Raw genomic sequence first — 25014 nt, forward strand, 5'->3', positions numbered from 1 at the left:
TTTTTACCAAACAATTCTGATATTGCGAGTGTTGCCTTTGCAGTCTATCTTCCGGAGAAAAGGTACTATATAACCATTCAAAGCATTATAAATAGGTGAAAACATACCCTATCGCGAAAGGTTACGAAAACATCCAAGGAAATATAATCAAAGACATTTTTTCGCAACCTTTTCAGGAAAACCTTTACGTTAAAGGTAAATTAAACTCTCACAGGAGTCTTCTTTTTTGAGTTTTCCTTGCCATGAGTAGAAGAACGAAAGATGATAGAAATAGCCCCAAAGATGCCGGTTCCGGAACGGAAGTTATACTTGAAACCACCAAGTTATCCATATAAGCATATACAGATGGGTCACCACTAATACCTCCCATAGCCGTTGCAAGGCTGAAACGGAGTGAGTTAACATCGCCACCGCTTGAATAAAACCCGCCTCTGGCATTTCCAACACCAGAAATATCAATTTCCCACTCTTCCAAAAGTAAGTCGATATCAATACTTACATGCATAGCGTAGTCATCAATGAGCGAACCAAGACTACCTATTTGATTTGATGCGAAAGGTGTATATGTATCAATACGATTACTACAACAATTATTGAAGTTTAATGTTTGAACCGTTGGAGTATCAAACAAAACACTAAAGGAATGCCCAGAATTTGCTAAATTGCGGGTAATTAAATCAAACTCTACGCGATAGTTGTCGTAGCCATAACCAAGATCCAAGTTCACTTGGTCATAATCTCGACCGCCACCAAGATTGAATTCAAGTTCTCCTCCAGCGATGGCCACATCTCCAATCCCCTGTCTAAGCTCATAGCTGCCATCAGTTATTCTTGCCCCTGAATCTATGGCAGAGTCAAAATCGCTTTCAAAGTGAATTACCGATGCATTAGAGTTTATTGCTAAAAAAAGCCCAAAAACAGGCAATAAATATTTATAACGAAACATGAGATACAACTCCTTTCTTTTGTTTTAACACCGCTAGTTGCGGCAATTTCTGAATTGATAGCTTTTACTACCACCATAGATCAACACAAAACGGACTACATTAATTTCAACGCAAGTCAACTGCCAAAATATGACACTTACCCCAACCATTGTAATTTGGATCTGTGTTAACATACTTGTAGTAAACGGCTACAGGCGATTTTGACATGTATGCTGCCAACAGTAGTGAATAAGTTCTTTCTCCACCCTCAACGTTAGTAACTGGAAGATATCCACCGTTATTATCGTGACATCCAGACATTGAATTATCACCAAACTGGACATAAGGAAGGCTCCCATCTACCGGAGAATAGATGTATTCAACAGTTGTTACTCCACTGAGTCCGTCATAAGCAGAGACTGCCTGAGAAAGAACAAAACCAATCAATAATAAATATTTCATGATTCTCCTAAACCACTAAAACTAGTCACAGTTTTGTTTATTATTTTGTTAATAACCTTTAGAAAAGACAAGCACCGGACTGACAAATAACATTCTCCCTGCACTTGTTATCTTAGCGCCGAATGTAAGTAATATAAGGCCTTTTGATTAAATTTTATTTCAACTTAACCCGCTCCAACACATTAAAATGCTCGCAAGTATTTGATGAAAGCAAATCAACTTTTTTACCCGATACTTTTGCTGATAGTAACGTACTATATGCAGCATTACTAAGTGCAGATCCATCCATTTTTAACTTAAGATATCGACCTTCGGCACACGTATTAAACTCTTTATCTAACCGAGCAAGTACATACCCTCCCGAAACAAACCTAACCTCAAGATCAACAATTTCCACCTCGGTTAAAACTCCTGCGTTTGAAAAGTACGAGCACAACATCGCAAAAAAGAATACACATAGACTCTCTCTCAAATTTTTTTCTCCTTATAATCTAATACCGTTAGTAGAGACAGAACTTACTTCAAGTTCTGCATGCGCAAAAATAGAAAGTGCCCTGAGAAATAGTGTTAGCACTTTATTCATTTACATCTCCATAGGTAGTAATCAACAACCCAAGAACAAACAAGTTGCATGATATTTAGTATTAAGTCAAAAACAGGACAGACGAAAAATGTACAAGAATCGACGAGGCAGATGTGAAAGGACTTATCCCTGCTGTATTTCGTATGTCCGTTTTGGCACTTTATTATACATTTTCGGAGTATTCTGTCTATTACGTAAAGCCTTATCCGCTAAACGGGACAGATTTGCTATTTAAAATCAATTAGTTATAAGAGAGAAGCTTTTATCTGGCGGTTATTTTACCTTTCTCTGCCCCCATATGCAGTTATTGCACCGCTTAAAAAAATACGCATCAAGGAGAAAACAGAAGCAGATTAGAATTTCAGGTTTGGTAATGCGATTGAGAACAATTACTCTTTGTCTGATAGGTTACTTTATTTCATGGAGCGGAGTTCATGGACACCACTCCTCAACGTTAAGATTAAGGTGCCTTCCCGTAATTTAGTCAGACACCGGTATTATTACGTTTAAATACAATACCACTAATTATACGTAACTAAGTAAGCTTCTTTTAACGGTGCAACAAAGTTGCCGAGTTCAGACACAGAACAATTAAAAGTTTCGTTGTATTTAATTACGATTGTCTTACCTTGCGCTTCGGCGGCTAACAAACCACTATACAACGCTCTGCAGGCATCTGGACTTACTCTGACGTATTCTTGATCCACGCTACAGAGCATATTTACCCCATACCCATAATCTATCATTACGTTTCCACCTATAGGGTTAAAATAAACCCCGTTAATAGGCCCTGAACATGTGGTATTTGCTTCCAGTACTGCCGAAAAAAGTAAAAATGATACACTAAAAATTAATCTCATAACATCTCCCTCTCTGTTTCCTACAAAAGTACATTTTTTCTTATTCTAATGCTTTTTGGAGTCTGGTTACCATATACAAGTTAATACTCGAGACTATCAAAATAACTCATAACGATCTAACGCCCCGGCCCTATACCACCGGTACAGCCCTGCTCGCCCATTAAGTTTCGCACCCCTTGTTCAACTTCATCACCTACTGCCCAATCTGTAACAAAGTAGCCAATCAAACCGCCGCCGAACCCAACAACAAAACCGACACCATTACCTACGCCTGGGAAAAATGACCCAAGCACGGCAACGCTACCGCCTGAAGCCAAAGCCGCGCCCAATGCGGATGTGCCTGAACGGGTTGAACGCGCGACATAATCAATGGTGGTGTACTCATTATCATCAAAATACATTGTTGCAGCCGTAACAACCGGAGCAAAGACAACCGCAGCAGCTGACCCACCAGCGAGACGCGAAGCCCAGGGAGAGCCTCCGCGTAACATCATGGAGTTAGTAACCTGATTTTCCAGAATAACGCTGCCACCACCGGCTACGGTATTAATGCCCGCATTGACAAAATACCTTGGGGATTGATTTGTAGTATTGCCCTGGTAAATATCACTGGCCAGGGAAATAACACCACCTAATCCGGCTCCCATGCCGACATTGCCCCAAGCCCGCGCTGTCATATTGACTTTAACCAATCCGTGCTCTGCAAAAAAACTTTCAGGTAATTCTGTAAAGGTTCGCATATTTTGTGCGGAGGCATTCTGCGGTAGGGATAAATCAATCGAGCCACCATCCGCCTGCGGAATAATGAGTCGTGGTTTTTTCGGGTCAGCACCCATCGCCATGTTGTGGATATTCGCCGGTAAGTTAATGCAGTTACGAGCATCCGGTGGAGTAAATCCGGCAGGCTGATTGGGGAACGCGCGATTAAATGCGGGGTTACTTCTCGGTGGTGTACTAAAGCGATATTGTCCTCGCATTTGCGCATGGGCATCGCGCATTAATGCAGCCACTTCTTGCGCACTTGCAGGTGTACCATTCGCTCGGTAAATCACGATGGCATTACCTGTTAATGGAAAGAAAGCATCATTGGCGTAAGTGCCGGGCGTGCCTCTATTTAACGATGCCGTTGCCGCTCCACGACCGGGAATTAATCGCCGAATAAAAGGTGTTCTCTCTGCGGTTGAAATTGCATGTCGGGGGAACCCGGCCCGATAGCCACCATACATAGTCTGACCATTTAAGGTCACCAAGTCTGTAACATGGGAACCCTGCCATAATATCCCAGTAGCGTTGTTAGGAATTAGTGCACCGGGAGCAGCGGTGTGACCAAGGGAAGACAGTGGATACGGATTAAATCCCATACCATGTTGGCCCGTGGTAGCCGCATTCGGATCAAGGTAGATAATAGGTTGTGGATTTGCAGGTGTTGTTTGCTGGCCGGGTGTTTGAGCCGGTGAATCAAAATACAAACGTTCTCGACCGTCAGCAGTAAAGCTGCCTGGCCGATTACGCAGATTATTTACCAATTCAGACGCATTGGGTGTGTATCTTTCAGTTCTTCCGGTATCACGCCAGTTGGCCAACCAGGGTGGCGTAAACGGACTAAGAGGATTTTGTTGCTGACCAAACAAAAATGGATAAGCCGAAGGATTTCGACCGTAACTGCCAAATGGAGAATTAGGCGCGAATAAATTATTGTACGGATTGGTGTTATTTTGCATTGGGCCAAATAACGGATTAGCTTGCGGCTGAATATATTCATACACCCGACGAAATTTTTCTCTCGGATTTAAATTTAACACGGAACTGGCACCAGGTTGTCTACTGGTGATTTCATTAATGGCCCGATCAACATCAATCACAGACACGCGATGACGAGAGAAAAAACGTCCCAGTTGTGCTCGGGTAATGATCGGCGAGGAAGAAGAACCTCCGCCCCTTGCCGAAGAAATTGCATTTGAATCGGCACGAATAATATTAACTGAAGTACCTTCTCCTGCGGTCAGCGTGTACAACACCGCTGGAACTTCAATTAAGCCCGTCTCTTGCAACCAGGCGTTACCGGAACTTATTCGACGACGACGCTCAGCAGCCAAGCGTCGAAATAAATTTGCATAATCGTAAAACTGATCTTCTCCCCGTTTAGTTTGGGTGAGGTACACACGAGCACGGTTTAATTGTTGCAACAGTTGCAGGTTTGTCAGGTTACCGACCAGTATTTGACAAGGCCCCAAGGCGTCGGCATTTTCGATAACACCTTCTTGTTTTTGTAATAAACCACGACCTAACGCACGTTGTTGCAAAACATGGCCCACTTCGTGGGCTAATAAACGAAAGCCTTCCCTTTCGCCAGGGCGATATTGCCCCCGGCCAAATACAATTTGATTTCCCTGAGTGTAAGCCAATGCACCCTGTTGTTGTGCCGCATGGTTGGCCTGGCTGTCGGTATGTACGCGCACATCCGACAGAGATTGCCCACTAATCTGTTCGAGTTTTTGCCTGGCTCCGTCGCCAATTGGTTTGCCTTTAAATGGAGATATACGTGAGTTAGGTATATTGGGTGGAGAATTATTGCCATTACTTTTTTTTGTCAGAACTCCCTTGGCACCTTTGCATTTCGGACAGGTACCACCACACTGACAAGGGGGCTGCATACCCACCACGGAAAAAGGTTGTCCTGACAGTGCCGCATCGGCAAAACGGTCAGCATCCTGTTCCAGGCGTTGAATAAACGGTGAACCAGATTCCTGCTGTTGTCTGGCCTGTTTGCGTTGTAATAATACGGCAAGACGTTTTTGATTACTGCCCGCGGCATAGGAGGAACACGATTGTGTACCGCAGCTGACGGATGGATTGACCACTCGGGAGGAGTTTTCCTGCTCGCCCTTCTGGTCATTTTCGCGAACTGAAGTTTTCATCAGTAATAACAACCTCGCGTTTTAAACCGGTTCTTGATTGAACGCATCAAAACTCTTCCGAATCTGGGTAGCTGAATTCAAGTTGTTTTTCCAACCAGGGCAGATATCCAGGGTTGATATCCAAACCAGCCCGTCTCAAACGAATGTCTGTTACCGGTGAGGACATACAGATATCAATTTTCTCTTCATCAAAATAAACCCCTCCAGATTGCATTAGAAAATACTCTAATGTGTTTCTCGAGTGATTCTCGTCCTCAAGTAAAATAAAAAACACAGCAATCAATGTTGCACAATTCCAGGCAACATTTTGACAATAGAGCGATTCTCCGCTTAATTGCTTGGCATGATAAAACCAGGGTTCAAATTGTGATTGAATGTTGTTAAAAGCGATTAATTGTGCTTCCGATAACAGGTGTTTTTGTAATCGCAAGCGTACCTTTTGTTTTATTTCACTATCAGCCCACTCTTCAAGTGTCGCCGAGGTGTCTTCCCCTTCAGAAATATATCCGCTGAGAACCTCAGGCATTCTGTCGTCCACTTGAAATAAGGTAGTGAATGACTGAAAAATATCATGCAAGTAGAGACGTTCATCCAGCCCGGCACACCACAATATTTCCGGCAATTCCATGCGCAGTAAGATATTAATCAAATAAGCCAAACCTGCAACCTGGGTTGTTTCAAAATCATCATCCAGTGGTTCGGTCTCATCAACGTATGACGATATCTTGACCGGAGGTTTTTCTTTCGAAACTGAAGTTATTGAGTTTGTTTTTGAATCAACAAGATGATGTTTATGTAATTTCTCTAGTGTATCGGCATTTTCAGCAGAGGTATTGTTTTCCGCCTTATTAATCCCTCCATCAAGATTAGGCTCAATTCTGGAGTTTAATTCTCTTTTTAATGTCAGTTCGCTTTCACCAGAATTTGCATTCGTCTTAGTTTGAGTTTTACTAACAATCTCAAAATCGTCATTTTTTATAGGCGGTTTGTGATGTTTCCCTCTGCTTATCAGTTGATAAGCTTGATTAATTTCTTCCTTATTGATAGTTTTCTCGCGCTCTGCTGCAGAATTAATCTTCGAATCAGATTTTGAACGAATCGAACTTGATGATTGATCGGAATTAAACCTTTTCGACTTCGTTTGCTTACGGGACAAATATTGCTTAATTCGTTTTTTGGCTTTAACTGCTACAGGTTCATCGGTTTCGTTTTTCAGTTTTTGACTGATGCGAGTGGCGGTTTCCACCTCAAGCAACTCGATACATTGCTCTAACACCGCCATTCGATCCAGATATTTCATTACGGAAACAATCGTATCGCCAGTACTTTCTCTGACTTCGGACCATAGATTTTTCAGAGGAATATGTGGCTCATCAAACCAAATTTGTTCTGGAGTAAGCGTGGTATGCGTTTCTGGAACTGGTGTCAGGTAGTAAATTAACACCGCAAGATAATGGGCGCAATTATTAAAGACGATAACCTCATCGTGCATATCCGGAAGTAAACGCTGCTCTATACTTTTATCTAATACTTGCTGCTCAATACGCGCACATAATTGCTGGGCACAATACTGAATAAGCGAATTGTCCTCTAGTGCCAGCTTATCTAATGACCACTGAATATCCACCTGCCTAATTTTTATCAGGGCATCTGCACCAAAATTATGGTGTAGTCGCTGGGACAATGCCTCCAATATATGTGGAATAAAAACTCGCTGAGCACTAAGTAAGCACTCATCCTTGAGCGATGCATATTCATTCGCCAGATCAACATCCAAATCCAGCTGATTAACCCGTATATTCACGTTACAACATCCAATAACGTTAAAAGTTACAAGTTTAACGTTCCCTGACGTTTACTTGCAGGCCCCATTGCTATGGTGGTCGCCGCGACATCGGTGATTTTGGCTTTGGTTAAGCGGTTATTTTTCAATGACGAAGCAGCAGATTTTCGCACTTCGGTAATCAGTTTTTCCTCATTTAATTTGGTGCGAACAAAGGGTGTTTCGGATTTTTCAATGGCACTCAGTAACGGTTTGGAGGCTTTCTCTATCACGTTTTCCGATACTTCAAAGACTTCTTCAATCGCGACATAAAATTCCTCTTCGTTAATGTCATCCGGGCGATAAACCAGAGATTTTTCTGCCGCTTCTTCCGGTCCAATTTCCAGATACTCCCGTACCGAAGCAATGCCCGCAGCACCTAGCGCATCTACGGCAAGCGAAAAATGCGCTTCGTTGCCGCTCTCCCGTAAACTCTCCAGTTTAATATCATCAGCCAATACAGTGAGAAAATCCGCAGTGGTTTTACGTGCAAGCGGTTTCACCGCCATCGATTTACGTAAAATTATATCGCTGCTGAACTTGCCGTATTTTTCATCTGCACCGGGGGGCATCATCTGCAAAGCACGACGTGAAGGAATGAGCAAATAGCTATTTTGTCCAGGTAAACCCAACACAAGTCGGTGAGTAGCATTACTTATCGATTTTGAATCAGACAATACGGCTTCCAATGCGGCTTTATGAAAACCCTCATGACTAACGTATTCGACCTTATCATAGGTTAACCCCGAATGATGCATATGTGCATCCAGGTTACTGCTCAACAGTAGTTCAGCTCCAGCTTTGTTCAAAGGTAAACTTTTAACCGGTTCACCATCACCTATCTGAGTTAGGTCAGGTGCGGTAATTTCCGATTGATTTTTCACACAACAAATCCAATCAGCAAAATTGGCGGCAACACTGTCTATTCTCGGTAGGCCAAATTGACTTCCCCAATGGTGTAATAATGGGCCCGTTACAACATGCCGACGGAGTCGCCAGGGATTAATCGCCAGAATTTTTCCTTTTTCGTTCAATGTCAGACAACCAAGATAAACGCCATGCTCTCGCTCACAACAACGTGGCCCAGGGTAAACAAAACCCTGACACCATTTTTGAAACAGCGTCTGGATTAACACATTGAGTTTTGACGTGTCTTTACTGTCCCAATTCACATTAAACAACGCTTGCCACACTACCCGACAAAGTGCCCAGGCAACAATTTGACGGTGAGTATTTCCGGCGGTGTTACCAGAGATATCCACATCGAGAGAATCGAAAGGACCGAGCGATGAGCGCATCCAACCATGTAATAATGAAACGGCGGTAGCCTTTAAACCACATCCGGGTTCTTGATCAATAATCTTCTGAATAAATTCAAACGGTGAACGGCAAGATTTGGCTTTGGCCGCAATGGGGTTTATTTCACGGGTATCCAATAAAAAACTGGCAACGGTTGGCTTATCTTCTGATAACTGGGCAACAACAACAAAAGACACTTCCACGCTTTGTTGATCGGCAAACAGCGGTTCCAATCGAATTTTGTTAAACCGTATAACCAGTTTTTCTCCTTGATCCGAGGGTGCTTTCAATTCAATTGTGTTACCAAAAGGATATAACCAATGACTTTCTCCTGTGTCCAGTAGCACTTCACCACCAGTAAAAATATAACCGGGCAACGGTGTAAACTTCAGTTCTAAGGTGCCACCATGCAATCGTAAAAATTCTTCTTTTTTATCCGCCATTACCTTTGTATGAGGTTGAAGCGCAATCGCATCGACAATACCATTTTCGCTGCTCGATATAGTGACCTTTGCATTGAGCTGCTCTTCTGTTATTGGGTTATCTGGAAAGAACAAATCACAGTCCGCGCCCAACTCCTCACACTCCTGCTTTAACTTAGCAAGCGCTTCACAAAAGTCATCCAAAGGCGACTCTTCTTTTTTATCTGGAATTGGCACGACACACAGCTTGGTGGTTTCCCGTATACTGGAATAAGCATATTGCGCACTGCTTGTTGCACAGGCATCCTCAAGAACCGGGAGTGGGTCTTCCGGTATTTCCACATACTTCAGCATTAACGCTGCTTTGCGAACGTTATCGCCCAGATTTTTTTTGGGGCAAGGATCGTTCTCGTTTTCTTTTCCCGAAAGGATCTGCTGAATGACCGGGTCGCGCTTATCGATCAACTGGGTTTCGCTCACTGACTGAGGGCACTCCACAATCAAATCATTACCGCAACAATCAAGTGCATACCCTTCGGATAATTCTATTCGTCGCTTACGGTCGTCCCAGGTGGTTCTTAACCCCCATACCACACCATCTCCCAGTGCACGATTGGTTAACTGGCGCTTCATGCGTAAATAGGTTTGCTCCCGACGTAATTCTTTTTCGGTTAAAAACATCCCATCAAAAAATTCCGTTCTGTTCAGTCCACCGGGGAAAGCATCCGTCACGCAGGGATGGCAAAATTTCTTTTTGTTAGTAAGCATTACGATCTCCTTTCAACGGCGAAATGACAGTTATCACTGTCGTCGGTGTAGGTACAACAGGGGTTTTCACTGTGACATATAGCGTCCGGCAAGCATTCCACCAACGTAACCAGATTAGAGCCCAGGTTTTCAATAAAAATACTGAAAATTTCAGGTCTGTCGTATACCTCATTGGTCTCCGGATCAATGTCACCGTTTTCCGATGCCTGCAATTCAAAACGATATTGATCCGCGGTGCTGTACAACACCTCGCAAAAATAGCTTTTAAAGCAGTTGCGAACACGCCATTTGGTTTCACAACTGATTTCAAGTAGCGGCGCACATTCACCAGATTCATCATAACGCGCAGCGGATTTGTTTTGGCATCCACAACCTGAAGCAGAAAGAATGTTAACACTTGCTTGGTTCGAACTACCACATCCGCAATCCCTGCTTTGACTGGTTTGACGTTTTTGATCCATAACGTATAAATTACCGAAAGCTTCTGAATTGCTCATCCGCTGCTCTCCTTTACTCAATTGTTGTTTCTGCAAGGCTGTGTTGGACCGCTGCGAATAATTTTGAACATTAAGTTGTGTTACTTCAGGGCTATTGAAGTTCGCATGATTTAAGTTCGCATAGTTGATATTCCGGTTAAGGGTTCTCTGCGATTCCAGGGATACAGGTTGGCTGATTTGCTTCTGCTGCACTAGCTGCTGGCGGATCTGTTTTGGTGTGCCCTGCGGTATCGACACCGTATTGTTTTGCTCAACGGACTTGATATCACTTCTTGTCAAACTTTCCTGTAGTTGTTGTTTTTCAGTTCCCAAAAGAGAACGTGCCGCCTTACTCAGGGAAAGCAAATTAGAAAGCGATGGTTCAGGGAATTTTCCGGTTTCCGGGTTACGCTCCGCTTTATACGTTTGACTGCCAACCGGGTACATATGGCTAGAGAGCGCCAGTGCCTCATAAAATAATTTAGATGCTGAGGCATTGAGTACTTTTTTCTCTGCTCCGGAAAAGGTTTGCGCTTCACCCTGGGGTATTCGATTATCCGGCTTTTCTTCGGTATTCAAACTTCGTGCATAGCCTTCCAGAAGAGGCATAAACAATCGGGCACCACTTACCGCGCCTTTTTTCGCCACACTGGACGAGGCCCCCACCAGGGTTAGAATTTCTTCCATGGAATCCATATTGATGCCTTTAACCAAATTGGCAAAGGCATCCGTATTAAAGCGTTTATTTAACCTGGCTGAGCTTGTAGTGTCCGTAAGCGGTTCACCGGTTGTATTGGCTTTTGCTGTTGAACCTGTTTTTGTTGTACCTGCCGCACTCCCGGTTTCCGTTTTTGAGGATGAGGTTTTAGTACCGGTAGTGCTGGAAGGTTTTTCTGTATCCGATGACATAATATTCCCCTTCACTACGGATTATTAAATGGTGGTAACTGCATAACAAAGTCACCACTGCCACCATCAACGGCTAACCGAAACCGCCACTGAAATCGATATGGACGCAACTCTCTTAACTGGTTATCGACAATCGGGTGGATATCGGTGGCTTTGTACAGGTGGTAAATTTCCCCGTCGGTCAGGAAATTTCGTGTGTTGTCTATGGCAACAATTAACGCAGGGCCAAAACCTTCAAAATCACTGACGTATTCAGTACGCACATTTCGTTCTCCCGGTTCTGTCCAACCGGTTTCACCCAATTGACGCAAGGAAAAACTCTCCTGTTCGGAAATACTATTCTCCGCAACATTGCCACTTAAACGAAGAATCATGTGATATCTATTTTCACCCGGATCGGGTTTTCGCCATAACACTTCGATAATGTGCGGTGCGTTGTCATCCGCCTCGAAATCTTTATATAGGTTGGCAAGGAGGTATTGAATGGTTTCTGTCGATAACAAAATGGGAGGCGGCTCACTTACCTCGGTTGGTTCCAGCGAGACAACATCACCCGCAGGATTCTCGCCGTTATCAAGCGCGGTGTTTCGCGCTTCCGGGTCGGTGATGACATTTTCCGTTTTCGCGACAAAACAGCCCAAACGCAACCATTTCACCGTATCATCCGATGGGCAACCCGCTAAAATGGATTCACTTAAGCCACCAATTAAATCCAGACGGCCTTCTTTGTCTAATAAGGATTTTTCTATCTGATTTTTACTGGGGAATAAATGCTGTTCTGATATTGTCTGAGCTTCAGATAACGTCATTAAGGTCAGTTCATATTCTTCACTGACTCGCCCGTATTCACACCCGCCTTCAGCACAATTGCATATATCCCGTGGCGCAGGCTCGGGGTTACGAGGTGTTTCGACGTAACGAATAAGCACACAGAAGGTGACTTTGCCATCGCCTAACCAATCATTTTGTGGCCAGGTGGTTAGCGGGTCGGCTTGATAACGCCGCATGTATTCCGCTTTAAACCAGGCATCCACATCAATGCACTGGTCAAAGCCGACAATAATTTCCCGGCCACAGGAATCGATCGCCGCACCGCGATGTACTTTTAATAATGTCGGACTGGCCGAATCGTCATTTGGCAGGCTGATCTTTAAACCACACAACACGCCTTTGCCGTGTAAACGTTGATTGTGAAACCGATGTTTGCCTACGTTATAACGTTGTTCGTCAACGAAATCCGATACGCCTAAATGCTTGCCAAAATAATACCGCAGGCGGGTAAATCCAGCCGGGAGGCAACCACAATTCCCCTGGTTGTATTCACTTGGTTTGTTACAGTCCCAGACAGACATGATCAGTTTCTCCTTCCGGTTTGACATCGCTCATTCAGGTTAAAACGATGTGATAAATCGGTTACAAAAATATTTGAGGCGTTCTTCCCGGTTGACCGGTAAAACTACTGGTTAATTTTTTCACATACTGGTAATTCGAATTGCCGATAATTTCCCGGCCTAATACCGGTTTTAGTTCCGGTTGATATTGATAAGGCACCACCACCGGCCCCTGACCTAACACCAAAGAATTGGATGGCGTATTGCCTAACTGAATATCGATACCAACGCGAGACTGCAAGCCAACACGCGAGTAAGCGTAGATAACACACAAATGATATTGCGTATGGGCTGGTTTCATTAATTCGATAATGTGTCGAATAACCGGTTCCAGTTTTTGTCGCTCACAGTCATCATCGAGATAAACATAGATCGTAAACTTGTGGGCGTAAGGTGCATCGTCACAGCTGACACTATCTAAACGGGAACAACCCAGGCGGCCGGTTTGTCCCACCACCAATGCTTGTGATGGCCGGTACTGAAAACCTTCCATTATTTGCGGCTGCCTGCCGGTATAAATTTCAATATAACGCTGCAGGCTTGGCCCGGTACCACGTTTTTGAAACAGCTCTGCTGCTTCCAGTATTAATTGTCTACGTCTTGCTAACGGCCAACTGGGGTCAAACACTAAACCCAACCAGGTCGAAAGAAACTGTAACCATTCTTCGTTGGTAGTCTCCGGGTTAAGTAATCGGGAAACGCTTTCGTAAGCGGCTTCAATATCGGTTAATTTATTTTCGAACAACGCCAGAAAGCGTTCGATAAAGAGTGAGCCCGTTGGGTCTAAACGATTTTCCCGGCGGGAGAACAACGCAGGCAACATTCGCAAATAGGAGAACCTGGGGGTTTGAACTCTCAATGCATGAATACTTGGCGTATTTAAACTGAATTGATGGCGCTGTCTGGAAACAGTACCGAAAACTTTGAGGCGCAACCAAATGTATTGACCGCGATCTGTTGCTTCCGCAGGTGCGGAATAAAATTGTCGCCAGTTGGCAAAATCGACGCTGCCTTGAATGGCTGAATCCTTCAACCATATTTGGCCGATATCGCTGTTCGGCTCAATATCCACAAAAGTCAGTTGTGCATTACTCCCAGGAAGTGGATCAAGGCTTTCAACAATCACCGGTTCGTTTAACAACGTTTGATGATCAAAGCTGGATAAGTTGCCGGCAAACAGTCGCCCACTGGAAAATACACAAGTTAAATACGATGTGGAATAATCCCCTTGCGTAGCAGCACTTAAGGTGATTTTTCTCAGCCCTTCATCCAGTCCTTCAATTATGATTCGACTGACATCATTGCCCTGTCGAATAATGTATTCGTCTCCGGGTTGAAAAAATGCGGCAATACTGTGGCTGATTTCCTTACTGTGAATATGCCCTTGTTTTTTATTGGAGTGTAAATCCAAAGTCTGGCCAGGAGTCAGCTCCAATAGCAAACGTGGTTGTCCGTAAAAATCATCCTGCCGGGAGGTGGTTTTGTTGGTTCTCCGTTTTATATAAACACGCGCACCTGCTGTATATAACCGCTGCACACCGTAAAGCGCAAAATCCGCTGTGACGGGTGCAATATCACTCACAGTGTGCGTTTCTTTATCCCCCAAGCCATTATCAAATTCTATTTGATCGTTAATGCGTAATTTTCTTGCCTGTTGACCCGGCAAATAAAATTCATCGATTTGATCGGGGCCAGTATTCTGTATCGACAGTTTTGGCATCACCCGCTCAAAAGGCCCCTGCTGTTGCCGTAGCCAGCGCTGTGTATCCGATTGCACTAAACGGGTGTATGTTATCGACTCGGTATTGGGTTCAAATTCAGCGGGTATGGCAACCGGATTAATCGGAGCCCAAATGCGTCGACCGTCCACAACCGGCTCGTCCGATGCGAAACTTTGTATATGCGCCTGGGTTCCCTGCGGAAATTCCGCTTGCACCGCAAGTTTATGCCAGTGGCAGTGATAGCTTCGACTGTCGATGGCTTTGCTATACAGCTCACCACTGACCACAAATTGGATCGGTAATGGACGTCCACCCTGAAATGGGTTGTTCAATGCATGAAACGCAATATCGTGCAGTGGTTCGCCACTGGCGGTCATATGTTGCAATCGTGGTCGCGTTAAATCCAACACCGCCAACGAAGAATCCGCCAACACGGCAACAGCAACAATTTCCGGCTGAATACCCTCTGCCCTGGGCGTCAATGTATGTGGTTCCCAGGTAACGGGAGTAAAACTGGAAAGGTAATGGAAACGATGATCAAAAATATGAATTTTAATTGCCGCACGATCGACCACATAAATCCGACATTTTTTTTCATCCACGGCGACATGAACCGGCTCCACCATTGCGCCGTTTTTGTCACCCGCTAATGGACGCCCCCAGTCATCAACCTCACCCAAGGTGGCCACCACCGTACCATCTTCCGGTCGAATTACCTGCACACGATGGTTTGCGGAATCCGCAACATACAACCAGTCACGACGATCAACCGTGACACTGATCGGTGTGTTAAGGCAACCGGTATAGTGTCCAGGGCCACTGATATTTTCCACCGGTTGAAAAACATCAGTGCCAATTTTCTGTATTAATAATTGATGTTTTTTACTGTCTACCCGATAAACATTGCCCTTACTATCGGCAACAGGTTCTGATGCAAACCAGGCATTGTTATTCTGCCAATACTCCGGTAACAAAGGCTCCAGTTCGATAACGTTACGGTGGGCATCATAAATAAGGTGTTTGAGTGTAACCTTTTCCTGCCAGTCTTTTTCGTAGGTCAGCGAAATCCACTGCGCATTATTGGGGTCTAACCCAATACGTTGTGCATCCTGAAAAACAGCAGACTGACTCATGTTTATTCTCCGACCTTGATGTCCATTATCAACACCGCTATAGAACCTGCACCGTTAAACTTTGTGTATCTACAAACGGCACTTCATCTTCTTCCAGTTGAATTAATTCATCTTCGTGGCTTTGTGCCGGACAAGACGTTAATAATCTGGCGTAGTTTTTCCAGCTTTCATCCCCTTGGGGTACATTCAATAATTCTTTAAAAATATATTGTCGCCGCCAGATAAATTCCGGGTCGACATTTTCCGGGGTATTGCCGTCATACCAGGCACTAAGCTGCTCGACGCGTTTTACACCGGGCGTACGAAATACCTGCCCCACCAAGTCCGCATGATGAATAACCGCACCGAAACCAAAACCTTCGCCGTTTTCACCGCCGGTTAACACATGAAAATAATTTTTTAATTGTTCGCTAATTGCTTCGGTTAATGCGGTTCGGCTGTAACCCGGTTCCGCCATAATGCGCACCTGAACCTCAAATAAACGCACATACTGTGGTGCAGCGGCATAAACTTCCGAAGTAATAAGACGCACACGATCCAGGTGCTGACAAACACGTTTAAGCATGCCTTTGGTGGGTGTTGGATACAGTCCGGGTTCATCTGGTACGGTGAGTACAGAAACCACGCCGGGAGCCACCTTATCCAGCTCCAGTCCTGGCCCTTTTATACCTGACTCGGGCCGCGGACGATGTAAACTGACCACTTCCGCACGGGCCACGCGAACGCCGGGAGTTTGTTCTGCATGGAAGGTAAAATCGTCATTGGTTACCGCGCGAGCCTGGGATTGAAATTCACCGGGCGCACGTAATTTTGCTTCTTCGGTGGTTTCCGTATCTCTGCCACCCAAAGCGGAAACAATATTCACTGCGGCTTCAATTTTTGGCGGTAATGAATTGGGAATATTAACTAAGCCAACATCCGACTCGGTATTTTTTCCACCTCCATAACGGTATTCCTGAGCAATGAGTCGTTCCCCTTCTTCCGGTGGACGCCCATGTATGGCATTACCAAAAACCAGTTGCCCCGATTCCGGGTCGAGCACATAGGCTCGTTCCTGTGCGGATACACCATCAAAACTGTCCACCTGCGTCCATTGCCGTAATTCTCTTACCGGTGGTGGGCCGAGGCTGATTAAATTTAAACTGCCCGCCAACACACTTTGATTGGCCAGGGTACGTTGCTGCCCTGGACTATTATCACCCCGCTGTAATTCTTCATTTTTAATAGTTTGTGCAGCGGTAGCCGGTGCAACATTAAAGGACAGTGTGCGAATACGCAGCTTGGGTCGCACATTAATAAATTCGACATGCAACCAACCGCTAACGGCAACTTTATCTCCGGTGTTATCTACCGGTGTTTTTAAACTGCCTTCCAACGGGTGCGCAATAGTATCAGTGCCGGTGTCTTCCACCGCTAACCATTCATCGTCCGCCACGGGCCCCATATCCATTGGTACATCAAAACGAATTTCACCGGATTTTTGCCAGCTATCTGTACTGTCCCCAATTACGGGCAGACTTTGCCATTTACCTTCGGTTTCGCCGACACGGGCTTTTCGGTAATAACGATAGGCCACGTTATCTTCGTCAAGCAGTTGTGTGTCTACCTGTCCACACTGAGCAACGGCTTCTTCATCCGGTTGTTCGTCATCGTCCAGTTGTAACGTTAACGTAACTCGTGCCCCGAGAAACCCGGCATTAAGCTGTTGATTAAATGCAAGCCCCAACCAGAGATGTTGATGGGTGTTTTCCGTGCTTTCATAAAACAACGATACCGGTTCAACGGGCATATCTTTTAATTTTGGGGATTTACCATCCCACGCCAAACTGTAACGGGTATCGATATAAGTTTGCGGGTCGAGTGCACCGGGGCCAGTTTCCCCCACGTCGTTTATATTGCGTAAATCCGCCGCCTGAGTGGTGACCATTGCCGCCAACTGAACAGGTAGAATATCTATTTGTGTATCTGTTTCGAATACCGGTGCCGGTTCTGCGGGTGTACTGGCATTAATTCGGCTGCCCTTCGGCAGTGAAAAAATATCGCATTTATCCGGCTTGGAAATAATAAAGTTCATTCTGGTTGTGGCGGGAATTGCCGGTTGCAGTTTTACCCCAACCATTTTCAGGAATTCAATATAGTTTTTTTCCGGGATTTGATTTAAACGATAGCCAATTTGTTCTGTTAATAACGAGAACAATTGGATCATCGCAATTCCCGGATCGGAATCGTTATGATCTGTCCACTCCGGCGCATAAATTGGAATTTCACTGCGCAAACTGGCCTCTACGGTGGCAGAATCAAGATCGTCGAGTTTTGGCTGTTGTAACGGCATAATTGCGCTACCCTGCTTCGTTTAAATAAAAAGGGAAAACCCGGTTGTAAAAACTATTTGATCGACGCACCACATAATCAATTTCGATCAACATTAGATTGGTTTCCTGTTCATCGGCATAAGCCTGGACACGCTCCACAGTAATTCTTGGTTCCCAGGCAACCAGTGCCTTGCGTACATCTTCTTCCACCTGTCGATGTGTGACCGGTGAATTTCCGGCAAATAAATAATGCGGCAAATTGGCTCCAAATCGCGGTAATAAAACCCGTTCGTTATGCGCGGTTTGCAAAATAATGCCAATGGATTGTTCCACATCTTCTTCGTAACCGACATAGTTCAAACGACCAGAGGAATCCGGGCGCACGGGGAAATTCCAACCCTTACCTAAATGTGCTCGCACTGCATTGTTTGCCATTGTTTAACCCCCGGTTAATACAGTGGGCTCGCCGCCCAACACAACGCCTACGGCGTTTTCATTGTTTTGCCAGGTTTGATCGAACATGCGTACTATGCCTTTACCTTCGGCAAACACTGTCGTCGATGGCGATAAGGTAAACTTCACGTTGCCGCCAATGGTTCCCGATTTCACTCCCGCCTGACCGGCTGAGTCACCGGTGGTGGATGATATTTCCGAGGACTCCACTACCACCTCGTTACCAGCAACCAATACACTGCTTGCTGTGCCATTGGTATCGCTTAACTGACCAATACTGGGATACGGAATAGGCACAGTTGCCGGCCCCACTTGTGTCAAACACACATTGGGAAACGCAAAACAAATGCCGCCGGATTTGGTTGTGGTAGGTCTACCCATTTCGCTATTCCATACCTTTTTCTGTGATGTTTAGTGAATCGTTAATTCAGCTTTTTCCAAACGTTCCTGCCATTCGGGCCACAATATTGCACCCCGCCAAATCACATAAAATTCGGCGAGCGAGAAATCAAATACAACGGTATCGACACGAACTGTCAAAGGCGGTTGCGGGTTTAATATTCCCTGATCGTCGCTGATGGTTAACTGTGGTTTGACGGGAATAATTAAATCGTAATTATGCAGTGTGCCTGCGTGAGTAAAACGAATGACCGCACCCGTGGTAATACTGGAAATACGATCCGCATCCAACCCCATGTCCGGTTGTAAATGCACCTGTTCGTTACCCAATAGCGCCAATTGGTTGGCAACGCCAGCGCCATTAGCAAAACGATTACGATAGCCTTTTGGTAATAATTCCGTTGCCGGGTCAAAATCAAATTCTGGAGGGTTTACAGCATCATTAAAAATTGCAGGATCAAAAGCATCATCTACCCTAGGAGAAATTTTTCTGTCTAACCAACCGTAACGAAACTGATTGCTAATATGGCAAAACGTATTTTCACCGCGTCCACGTATCGACAATGAACCAAACAAGGCAGCGGGCGGGCCAATATTAACGTCGTTTAAATGTCGAATGACCACAATGTCCATATTTTCTTTTGCCGTGACTATGTCCGCTTCGTAACGGATAAAATCGGGAAAACTATCTGGATTACCCATTCCATCCAAATATGGCGCATCCACATCGAGCACCGGTTGAAGACCACTTACTTGAGCAGCCAGATCAACAGTCTGTTTAATGACAACTACGCCTACCTGCTCACCCGGTCTGCCGTTGTTCATATCAACCTCCGTACCCGGCGTTGCGCGAGCACCTACCAGGAAATACGCTGCGAGTTGATTGTTGTCTGCCACTATTTTCATATCATTAGTTCAAATTAATGGTTTGTCCGGATACGGTTACGCCTGAGGCGGAAATTTCAATTTTATTGCTGTCGTTAACTTTCAGCGTGAGGGTTGTGCCGGCCAACAAAGTAATACCCGTGTTGGTGATTTCAATCATATTGCTGTCATCAACTTTAATCGTTACCTTGCTGTCCTTGTCTTCCATTAACGCCTGTAACCCGGCTTTGGTTTTAATTAAAACTTTACCTTCGCCCTGGGTATCGTCAAAAGTAATTTCATGCCCCATGCGGGAAACAATAGTGCGGATATTATTATCTTCCGATGTATCGGCCTGCGTGGGTGGTGCATCTACATCGCTCCATAACGCGCCCAAAATTACCGGGCTATCTAAATCACCCTCTTCAAACCCTACCACCACTTCATCGCCCACTTCCGGCGCAAAAAAAGCACCGCGTTCTTTACCGGCCATAAAACTGGCCACCCGTGCGGGTGCGGATTCCGTGGCAACATTGCCCGAAAGCCATTGCAATATGTGCCCTTCTTCTTCAATGCGAATCACTTCAGCGTAACGCAAGCCCTGAATTCTTCCGCTACGTTGTGCGTCTTCCTGAGGTTGCATAATTTGTGCGTAGGCATTATTCAGCATAATTTAATCGCTCCCCGGATAATCACTTGGGTCCAGCATGCCTGGACGACGCAAACTACAAACAGATTTGTACCCGGTTTGATCCAGGGTATGAACAACTTTGGTTACGTAATAAATGCCATCAAAGGGCGCAGACATTTGTTTGATATTGATATGAATACCCGGTTTAAGTTGGGTAAAACCCAATGTGGTGGCATCGGCAGTCAGAAATTCCCTGGCGGATTTTCGTAAGGCAGAGACCGCTTTTTTTTGCGCGCGGGAGGCGTCAAGGTTACTCACGGAAATACTGGCAACATTTTTTTCCGGAATACTGCCTGCGGAAAAAAACTGACTGCGTACTTCCAGCGCGTGCATGGGGGTATCACCGCCCGGTGCGGTATGTAAGTCATCATCAATTTCATTGGCCGCCACCACTTCCGCCACACGTCGACGCGCGGTGCGACTGCGACCTTCCGCTTTGGCTTCTGTTTTTAATTCCCAGACTTTAAACCTTGGGGTAAAGTCGATTAAATCTTTATTCCAGGTGAGTTCGACAATGCCGTTCAATGTCATGGAGCGGGATTCTTCAAAATGGACTTGGCTCGGATTTTCCGCATCAACATAAATTTCGTAGTCCATGCGTTCTGCAATAGACTGAATAAACTGCAAATAGCTTTGGCCTTTTTGATGGGTAATGGTATTTAAACTATCGCTAAAAGGTTCCGCTGCACTGCCCGCTAATGTTAAGGCACCACCTGCCCGTTGCAGCACATCGCGAACCATTGCCAGTTCTTTTGCATTGGGTGAACGATAACGATGATCTTCATCCGGGTTGGTTTTTAATAAGCTAAGTTTGTCTTCCCCTTGAATGACCACCTGAGCACCGCCCTGTGAGGGAAATTTAAAGGCGATATCAGTAACCCGAATGACAATCATGTCCTGCCATTGTTCGGCATAACCCAATTGCAGTTTTAGTTCACTGCCAAATTTTATTTCATCAAAGTCGTTATACAGCCAGGTGGGCACTAATGGGTTGTAAGGGCTATCCGCATGATGACGCTGATTATTTAACGTGATGGTGGCTTGCGATACACCGCTGTGCGTTTGTACCAAACGAACAGATTTAATGTCGGCATGAACAGGCCTCCTGTTCACCGTGACCGGTTCACCGGTTGCAGCATCCAATAGCCGCGCACGCGGGGCATAAAACTGCGTTCCCGGTAATGCGTTATTAGATAATTCCGCCGCTGGACCTGTTGTCCCGTTGCCAGACATTTTAACCTCGCTGCCTCATGTGTTCGTTCAGCTCTTCCTGAATAATTTCCATTACCATAGGCCGTATTAATTCTCTTAATGTGTCAACGTCCTGCACATTGGCCGAATTGGAATTAGCAGACGGTGTTGTACTCGTGGATGACTCACGAATACTCACTTGTGCATTCACGTTGTTGATTTCTACCGCCACTTGGTTACCTTTTTACTTTCTACAATGGTGGAATAGTGAGCACGTCCCCGGCCTGAATTAACCTGGGCCGGGTAATGCCGTTTTCCTCTGCAATCACTGTCCAGAGCGTGGCATCGCCATATTCTTGATCGGCGATAATATCCAAACGCTCCCCCTCCTGAACAATTCGGGTTTTGGTTCTGTCCGGTGATTGCAGGTTTAATTCCTGATACTGCAACTCCGCCGGGTGATAGCTTTTCATGGACAAAGTCACTCGCGCACGAAGGACTTTTCCGTCTTCATTAAAGAGTAAAAATTTTTCCTGAAAGTTGGTAATAACACCGCGAAACTCGTCGACATCACCCCACTTAAAACTGCATACCGGCGGTGCGTGAAGTTCTTCATCAATGGTGACGAACTGACGCAATTGGTCGAGGTCTTCCTTTAAACTATCACCACTGGTGCTGCGATCTAAAAACAGTTCAGCGGCTAAAACCTGCGCATCGCCGCGAACAAATTGCATCAGTGGCACTCGCAGGCCGGGCACATTAATTTCGGCGTAATTCATATTGGTGGTGATGCTGTAATCGGTTGGATTAAACAGCACATCCACTTCCGCGCCATTATCACGGGAGATATTTTTGATTTTTGCTTTGCTTAATCCCATATCGTTACCCGTTTTTCATCACAATAAGGACGTTGCCGCCACACCCGCGACTGCGGCAGCGGCACCCGCTGCGGCTAAACCACCAAGTGCGGAGTTAATATCAGCAAAACCAGGAATTAATGAAGGCGATAAACGCACCAGCCCCTCGTGGCTGATCTCCATGGATTCAATGGCAATTTCATTGCCTTTGGCATTGAGTTGAGGCCCGGTAATTCGTTCAGGCAAACCGTTGTCGAACATCCAGGCTGACACCGGCATGCGATCAAGAAATGGCAAGCCGGCCTGCACCAGGTTCGGGCCGCCGCGATCAAATAAAATAACAATGCCGCTTTTACGTAATTTTTGTTTGCCGGCAATAACCTGATTGTGCCAATCCCACATGGAGGTATTAAAACTGCAGCCCCGTTTTAATGTCAGGTTGCGATATTTACCTTTGCTATAAAAACGGTGAGGATGTTTGTTTAGGCCGCCTTCCTGATATGTTTCAACCTCAACATCACTGTCCAACCCCTGCACTTCGTTAAATGCACCAAACAACATTTGACTGCCAATATCAATTAAGGCACTGCCAACGGATGTGGCGATATCACCGAACTCGGTACTTTGTGGTGTATCCCAAAGCACAACGGAAAAATTAAATTGCGGTGCCGGTTGAATCAGTGCCGTTGTCATGCGTTAAGCTCCTCAATTTCCGAAAGCCCTTCCCGTCGTCCAATTCGAAACACAATAAATTCGGCCGGTTTCGCTAACGCCACACCCACTTCACATACGAGCAACCCCTGCTCCACATTTTCGGCTGGATTATTGGTGCCATCACAACGCACAAAAAAAGCGCTTTGCTCATCGTCACCGAGCAATGCGCCGCTTTCATAAACTTTGCTTAAATAGGACACCAGTGTTTGGAATATTTGCAGCCGCAGTATGGGTGTATTGGGTTGAAAAACTATTTGCTGACCTAGTCGCTCGGCGGTGCGTTCAATTGCGGTTAAACAACGACGGGCATTGATATAACCTAACGCCTCGTTACGAGTATCACGGGACCAGGACAAGGTTCTAGCGCCCCAGATACGCACCCCTCGGCCGGGCAAACTGCGAATAACATTTATGCCGTGGTCGTAAAGATTTTCTATGGTTTTTTCGCTGACTTCCTGCTGCAGACCAACCACACTAGTCAATACTTCATTGGCTGGAGCACTATGAGGGCCTTTGGCTAAATCCCTGCGAGCAAAAACACCGGCCATAAAACCAACGGGAGAACGCAATTGAATACTCGAACCCGGCGCGGTTTGCGAATACACCCAGGGCCAGTAAAGTGCTGCGTGGTAGCATTCGGGATTGTGTTGAACTAATTGGTCGTGCCATTTTTTTGCTGCCAATTCACTTTTATCCGGTGGTGGTGCCAATAAAGCAAACCAGCGCCAGCTTTCCCGTTGCAGGCGTGTTAGTAAATAACGCTGGCATTGCAATACTTCCTGATCGGTAAAAAAACGTTCCGAGGATAAATACGGCCCCGCAAGATTTTCCAACATTATTTGTTCTGCAATTTGTGTGCAGGTAACAAAACAAGGTGGCCCGTCAATCGATATTGCTGCTGAAGGTAAACGATCGGGCACAATTTCCGCATCCAGCTCCGGTAACACAACGATGGATACTTCTTCCTGCCGTAACAACAACTCCAGACCGTGATGCTGATCGAGATCGTCGTAACCGAGCATAAGTGCACTCAGTTTGTCGCTATCAAGGTTGCGTATATCGTTAGCACAGGTCACGACCCAACAACGCGCACCACCATTGGCAAAAAAATCTTTTACGGATTGATCTAATTGCGAACCTGGAGGCACAGCAATTTCACGACCTCGTTCATCGCGGTGAAACGCATCGACATAACTTTGCCAGTCGTTGACGGCAACCGCTTTATGCAAATGCCGCGCTGCGCCGGTAATACCAACGAAGCCTACAATGTCCGTGCGTACACGGGAAAAGGATGCCTGCCTTTGGCTGGGCCGGTGATAAATTCCCGGTACGCTGTATGAAACTGCTGTCGACATCATTCAACTCATGAAATATCAATGCGGCTATGAGCCAGATCCACTTGCTCAATGGCAATTTCATTGCCTTTTGCAGACAAACTCGGGCCGGTTATTTTGGTTGGCCAGGCGTCTGTTACCGTCCAGGTCATAGCCGGTGAATTTTCATCGCGCAGTTCATTTAATAATTTAATGGTGACCGTGGATGTGGGAGGAAAAGCACCGGTGCCGTCACGGACTTCCTTACGCCAATCCCACAACGCCATATTGCCGGTAATGCCGCGTTTTAATGTGATATTGGTGTAGCTTTCAATACCGGGAAGCTTTCTTACTGCATTGGTTGCGTCGGCACCTTCTCGATATTCGATTGGTGTGTTCTCGCTGTCCAAGCCGCCCACTTCAGAAAATGCACCCAGAACCTGCCCATCACGCTCAACAATAAAATTAAAATTTGAGTACGGATTGTTTCTTTCTGTTGCCATAACTAACTCTCCAATAGGTAATGGATT

At 45.5% G+C, this 25014-nt stretch carries 21 protein-coding genes; all 21 read right to left on the bottom strand.

Features of this window, described 5'->3' with window-relative positions; genetic code table 11:
- Window positions 1–208: 208 nt before the first annotated feature.
- Window positions 209–946: a PEP-CTERM sorting domain-containing protein gene (locus P5V12_RS09885; RefSeq protein WP_316957188.1), complete on the bottom strand. Its 738-nt coding sequence runs from the start codon at window positions 944–946 to the stop codon at window positions 209–211.
- Window positions 947–1052: 106 nt separating this feature from the next.
- Entirely contained in the window at window positions 1053–1388 is a 336-nt protein-coding gene (locus tag P5V12_RS09890) for a hypothetical protein (protein ID WP_316957189.1), read from the bottom strand.
- Between the two features lie 154 nt (window positions 1389–1542).
- Entirely contained in the window at window positions 1543–1785 is a 243-nt protein-coding gene (locus P5V12_RS09895; protein WP_316957190.1) for a hypothetical protein, read from the bottom strand.
- A 707-nt stretch (window positions 1786–2492) separates the two neighbouring features.
- Window positions 2493–2831, bottom strand: coding sequence for a hypothetical protein (locus P5V12_RS09900; RefSeq protein ID WP_316957191.1), 339 nt, complete (start codon window positions 2829–2831; stop codon window positions 2493–2495).
- A 116-nt stretch (window positions 2832–2947) separates the two neighbouring features.
- Window positions 2948–5749 (bottom strand): DUF4157 domain-containing protein, encoded by a 2802-nt coding sequence (locus P5V12_RS09905; protein ID WP_316957192.1) that lies wholly within the window; start codon window positions 5747–5749, stop codon window positions 2948–2950.
- Window positions 5750–5795: 46 nt separating this feature from the next.
- Window positions 5796–7553 (bottom strand): hypothetical protein, encoded by a 1758-nt coding sequence (locus P5V12_RS09910; protein ID WP_316957193.1) that lies wholly within the window; start codon window positions 7551–7553, stop codon window positions 5796–5798.
- Between the two features lie 26 nt (window positions 7554–7579).
- Window positions 7580–10060: a hypothetical protein gene (locus P5V12_RS09915; protein WP_316957194.1), complete on the bottom strand. Its 2481-nt coding sequence runs from the start codon at window positions 10058–10060 to the stop codon at window positions 7580–7582.
- Window positions 10060–11445, bottom strand: coding sequence for a hypothetical protein (locus P5V12_RS09920; protein WP_316957195.1), 1386 nt, complete (start codon window positions 11443–11445; stop codon window positions 10060–10062). The genes P5V12_RS09915 and P5V12_RS09920 overlap by 1 nt, the downstream gene beginning before the upstream one ends.
- A gap of 14 nt (window positions 11446–11459) precedes the next feature.
- Window positions 11460–12797 (bottom strand): hypothetical protein, encoded by a 1338-nt coding sequence (locus P5V12_RS09925; protein ID WP_316957196.1) that lies wholly within the window; start codon window positions 12795–12797, stop codon window positions 11460–11462.
- 61 nt (window positions 12798–12858) lie between these two features.
- The gene (locus P5V12_RS09930) at window positions 12859–15690 is read right to left on the bottom strand and encodes a phage tail protein (RefSeq protein WP_316957197.1); all 2832 of its coding nucleotides are present in this window, start codon (window positions 15688–15690) and stop codon (window positions 12859–12861) included.
- Window positions 15691–15727: 37 nt separating this feature from the next.
- On the bottom strand, window positions 15728–18022 hold the full coding sequence (locus tag P5V12_RS09935; protein ID WP_316957198.1) for a putative baseplate assembly protein: 2295 nt from the start codon (window positions 18020–18022) through the stop codon (window positions 15728–15730).
- Window positions 18023–18029: 7 nt separating this feature from the next.
- Entirely contained in the window at window positions 18030–18437 is a 408-nt protein-coding gene (locus P5V12_RS09940; protein ID WP_316957199.1) for a GPW/gp25 family protein, read from the bottom strand.
- A 3-nt stretch (window positions 18438–18440) separates the two neighbouring features.
- The gene (locus tag P5V12_RS09945) at window positions 18441–18836 is read right to left on the bottom strand and encodes a DUF4150 domain-containing protein (RefSeq protein WP_316957200.1); all 396 of its coding nucleotides are present in this window, start codon (window positions 18834–18836) and stop codon (window positions 18441–18443) included.
- Between the two features lie 30 nt (window positions 18837–18866).
- Complete coding sequence (locus P5V12_RS09950; RefSeq protein ID WP_316957201.1) at window positions 18867–19760, bottom strand: hypothetical protein; 894 nt, start codon at window positions 19758–19760, stop codon at window positions 18867–18869.
- Between the two features lie 4 nt (window positions 19761–19764).
- Entirely contained in the window at window positions 19765–20388 is a 624-nt protein-coding gene (locus tag P5V12_RS09955; RefSeq protein WP_316957202.1) for a phage baseplate assembly protein V, read from the bottom strand.
- A 3-nt stretch (window positions 20389–20391) separates the two neighbouring features.
- Window positions 20392–21642 carry a hypothetical protein gene (locus tag P5V12_RS09960; protein WP_316957203.1) on the bottom strand — a complete coding sequence of 417 codons (1251 nt, stop codon included), beginning with the start codon at window positions 21640–21642 and terminating at the stop codon, window positions 20392–20394.
- A gap of 1 nt (window position 21643) precedes the next feature.
- On the bottom strand, window positions 21644–21832 hold the full coding sequence (locus P5V12_RS09965) for a hypothetical protein (RefSeq protein ID WP_316957204.1): 189 nt from the start codon (window positions 21830–21832) through the stop codon (window positions 21644–21646).
- Window positions 21833–21851: 19 nt separating this feature from the next.
- A complete protein-coding gene (locus P5V12_RS09970) occupies window positions 21852–22478 on the bottom strand; it encodes a LysM peptidoglycan-binding domain-containing protein (protein WP_316957205.1) in 627 nt (208 codons plus the stop codon).
- Between the two features lie 18 nt (window positions 22479–22496).
- On the bottom strand, window positions 22497–23150 hold the full coding sequence (locus tag P5V12_RS09975) for a phage tail protein (RefSeq protein WP_316957206.1): 654 nt from the start codon (window positions 23148–23150) through the stop codon (window positions 22497–22499).
- Window positions 23147–24526 (bottom strand): phage tail sheath family protein, encoded by a 1380-nt coding sequence (locus tag P5V12_RS09980; RefSeq protein WP_316957207.1) that lies wholly within the window; start codon window positions 24524–24526, stop codon window positions 23147–23149. The genes P5V12_RS09975 and P5V12_RS09980 overlap by 4 nt, the downstream gene beginning before the upstream one ends.
- An 8-nt stretch (window positions 24527–24534) precedes the next feature.
- Entirely contained in the window at window positions 24535–24987 is a 453-nt protein-coding gene (locus P5V12_RS09985; RefSeq protein WP_316957208.1) for a phage tail protein, read from the bottom strand.
- Window positions 24988–25014 lie beyond the last annotated feature (27 nt).

Origin of the sequence: Teredinibacter sp. KSP-S5-2 (assembly GCF_032773895.1) — a bacterium.
In the GTDB taxonomy this organism is placed as follows: domain Bacteria; phylum Pseudomonadota; class Gammaproteobacteria; order Pseudomonadales; family Cellvibrionaceae.

Bases quoted from the DNA above. Each gene is read 5' to 3' on its own strand.
- P5V12_RS09955 (WP_316957202.1), bottom strand. From the start codon at position 20,388: ATGCTGAATAATGCCTACGCACAAATTATGCAACCTCAGGAAGACGCA.
- P5V12_RS09940 (WP_316957199.1), bottom strand. From the start codon at position 18,437: ATGGCAAACAATGCAGTGCGAGCACATTTAGGTAAGGGTTGGAATTTC.
- P5V12_RS09970 (WP_316957205.1), bottom strand. From the start codon at position 22,478: ATGGGATTAAGCAAAGCAAAAATCAAAAATATCTCCCGTGATAATGGC.
- P5V12_RS09885 (WP_316957188.1), bottom strand. From the start codon at position 946: ATGTTTCGTTATAAATATTTATTGCCTGTTTTTGGGCTTTTTTTAGCA.
- P5V12_RS09925 (WP_316957196.1), bottom strand. From the start codon at position 12,797: ATGTCTGTCTGGGACTGTAACAAACCAAGTGAATACAACCAGGGGAAT.
- P5V12_RS09950 (WP_316957201.1), bottom strand. From the start codon at position 19,760: ATGAAAATAGTGGCAGACAACAATCAACTCGCAGCGTATTTCCTGGTA.
- P5V12_RS09985 (WP_316957208.1), bottom strand. From the start codon at position 24,987: ATGGCAACAGAAAGAAACAATCCGTACTCAAATTTTAATTTTATTGTT.
- P5V12_RS09890 (WP_316957189.1), bottom strand. From the start codon at position 1,388: ATGAAATATTTATTATTGATTGGTTTTGTTCTTTCTCAGGCAGTCTCT.
- P5V12_RS09920 (WP_316957195.1), bottom strand. From the start codon at position 11,445: ATGTCATCGGATACAGAAAAACCTTCCAGCACTACCGGTACTAAAACC.
- P5V12_RS09980 (WP_316957207.1), bottom strand. From the start codon at position 24,526: ATGTCGACAGCAGTTTCATACAGCGTACCGGGAATTTATCACCGGCCC.
- P5V12_RS09960 (WP_316957203.1), bottom strand. From the start codon at position 21,642: ATGTCTGGCAACGGGACAACAGGTCCAGCGGCGGAATTATCTAATAAC.
- P5V12_RS09930 (WP_316957197.1), bottom strand. From the start codon at position 15,690: ATGAGTCAGTCTGCTGTTTTTCAGGATGCACAACGTATTGGGTTAGAC.
- P5V12_RS09905 (WP_316957192.1), bottom strand. From the start codon at position 5,749: ATGAAAACTTCAGTTCGCGAAAATGACCAGAAGGGCGAGCAGGAAAAC.
- P5V12_RS09915 (WP_316957194.1), bottom strand. From the start codon at position 10,060: ATGCTTACTAACAAAAAGAAATTTTGCCATCCCTGCGTGACGGATGCT.
- P5V12_RS09945 (WP_316957200.1), bottom strand. From the start codon at position 18,836: ATGGGTAGACCTACCACAACCAAATCCGGCGGCATTTGTTTTGCGTTT.
- P5V12_RS09900 (WP_316957191.1), bottom strand. From the start codon at position 2,831: ATGAGATTAATTTTTAGTGTATCATTTTTACTTTTTTCGGCAGTACTG.
- P5V12_RS09935 (WP_316957198.1), bottom strand. From the start codon at position 18,022: ATGCCGTTACAACAGCCAAAACTCGACGATCTTGATTCTGCCACCGTA.
- P5V12_RS09975 (WP_316957206.1), bottom strand. From the start codon at position 23,150: ATGACAACGGCACTGATTCAACCGGCACCGCAATTTAATTTTTCCGTT.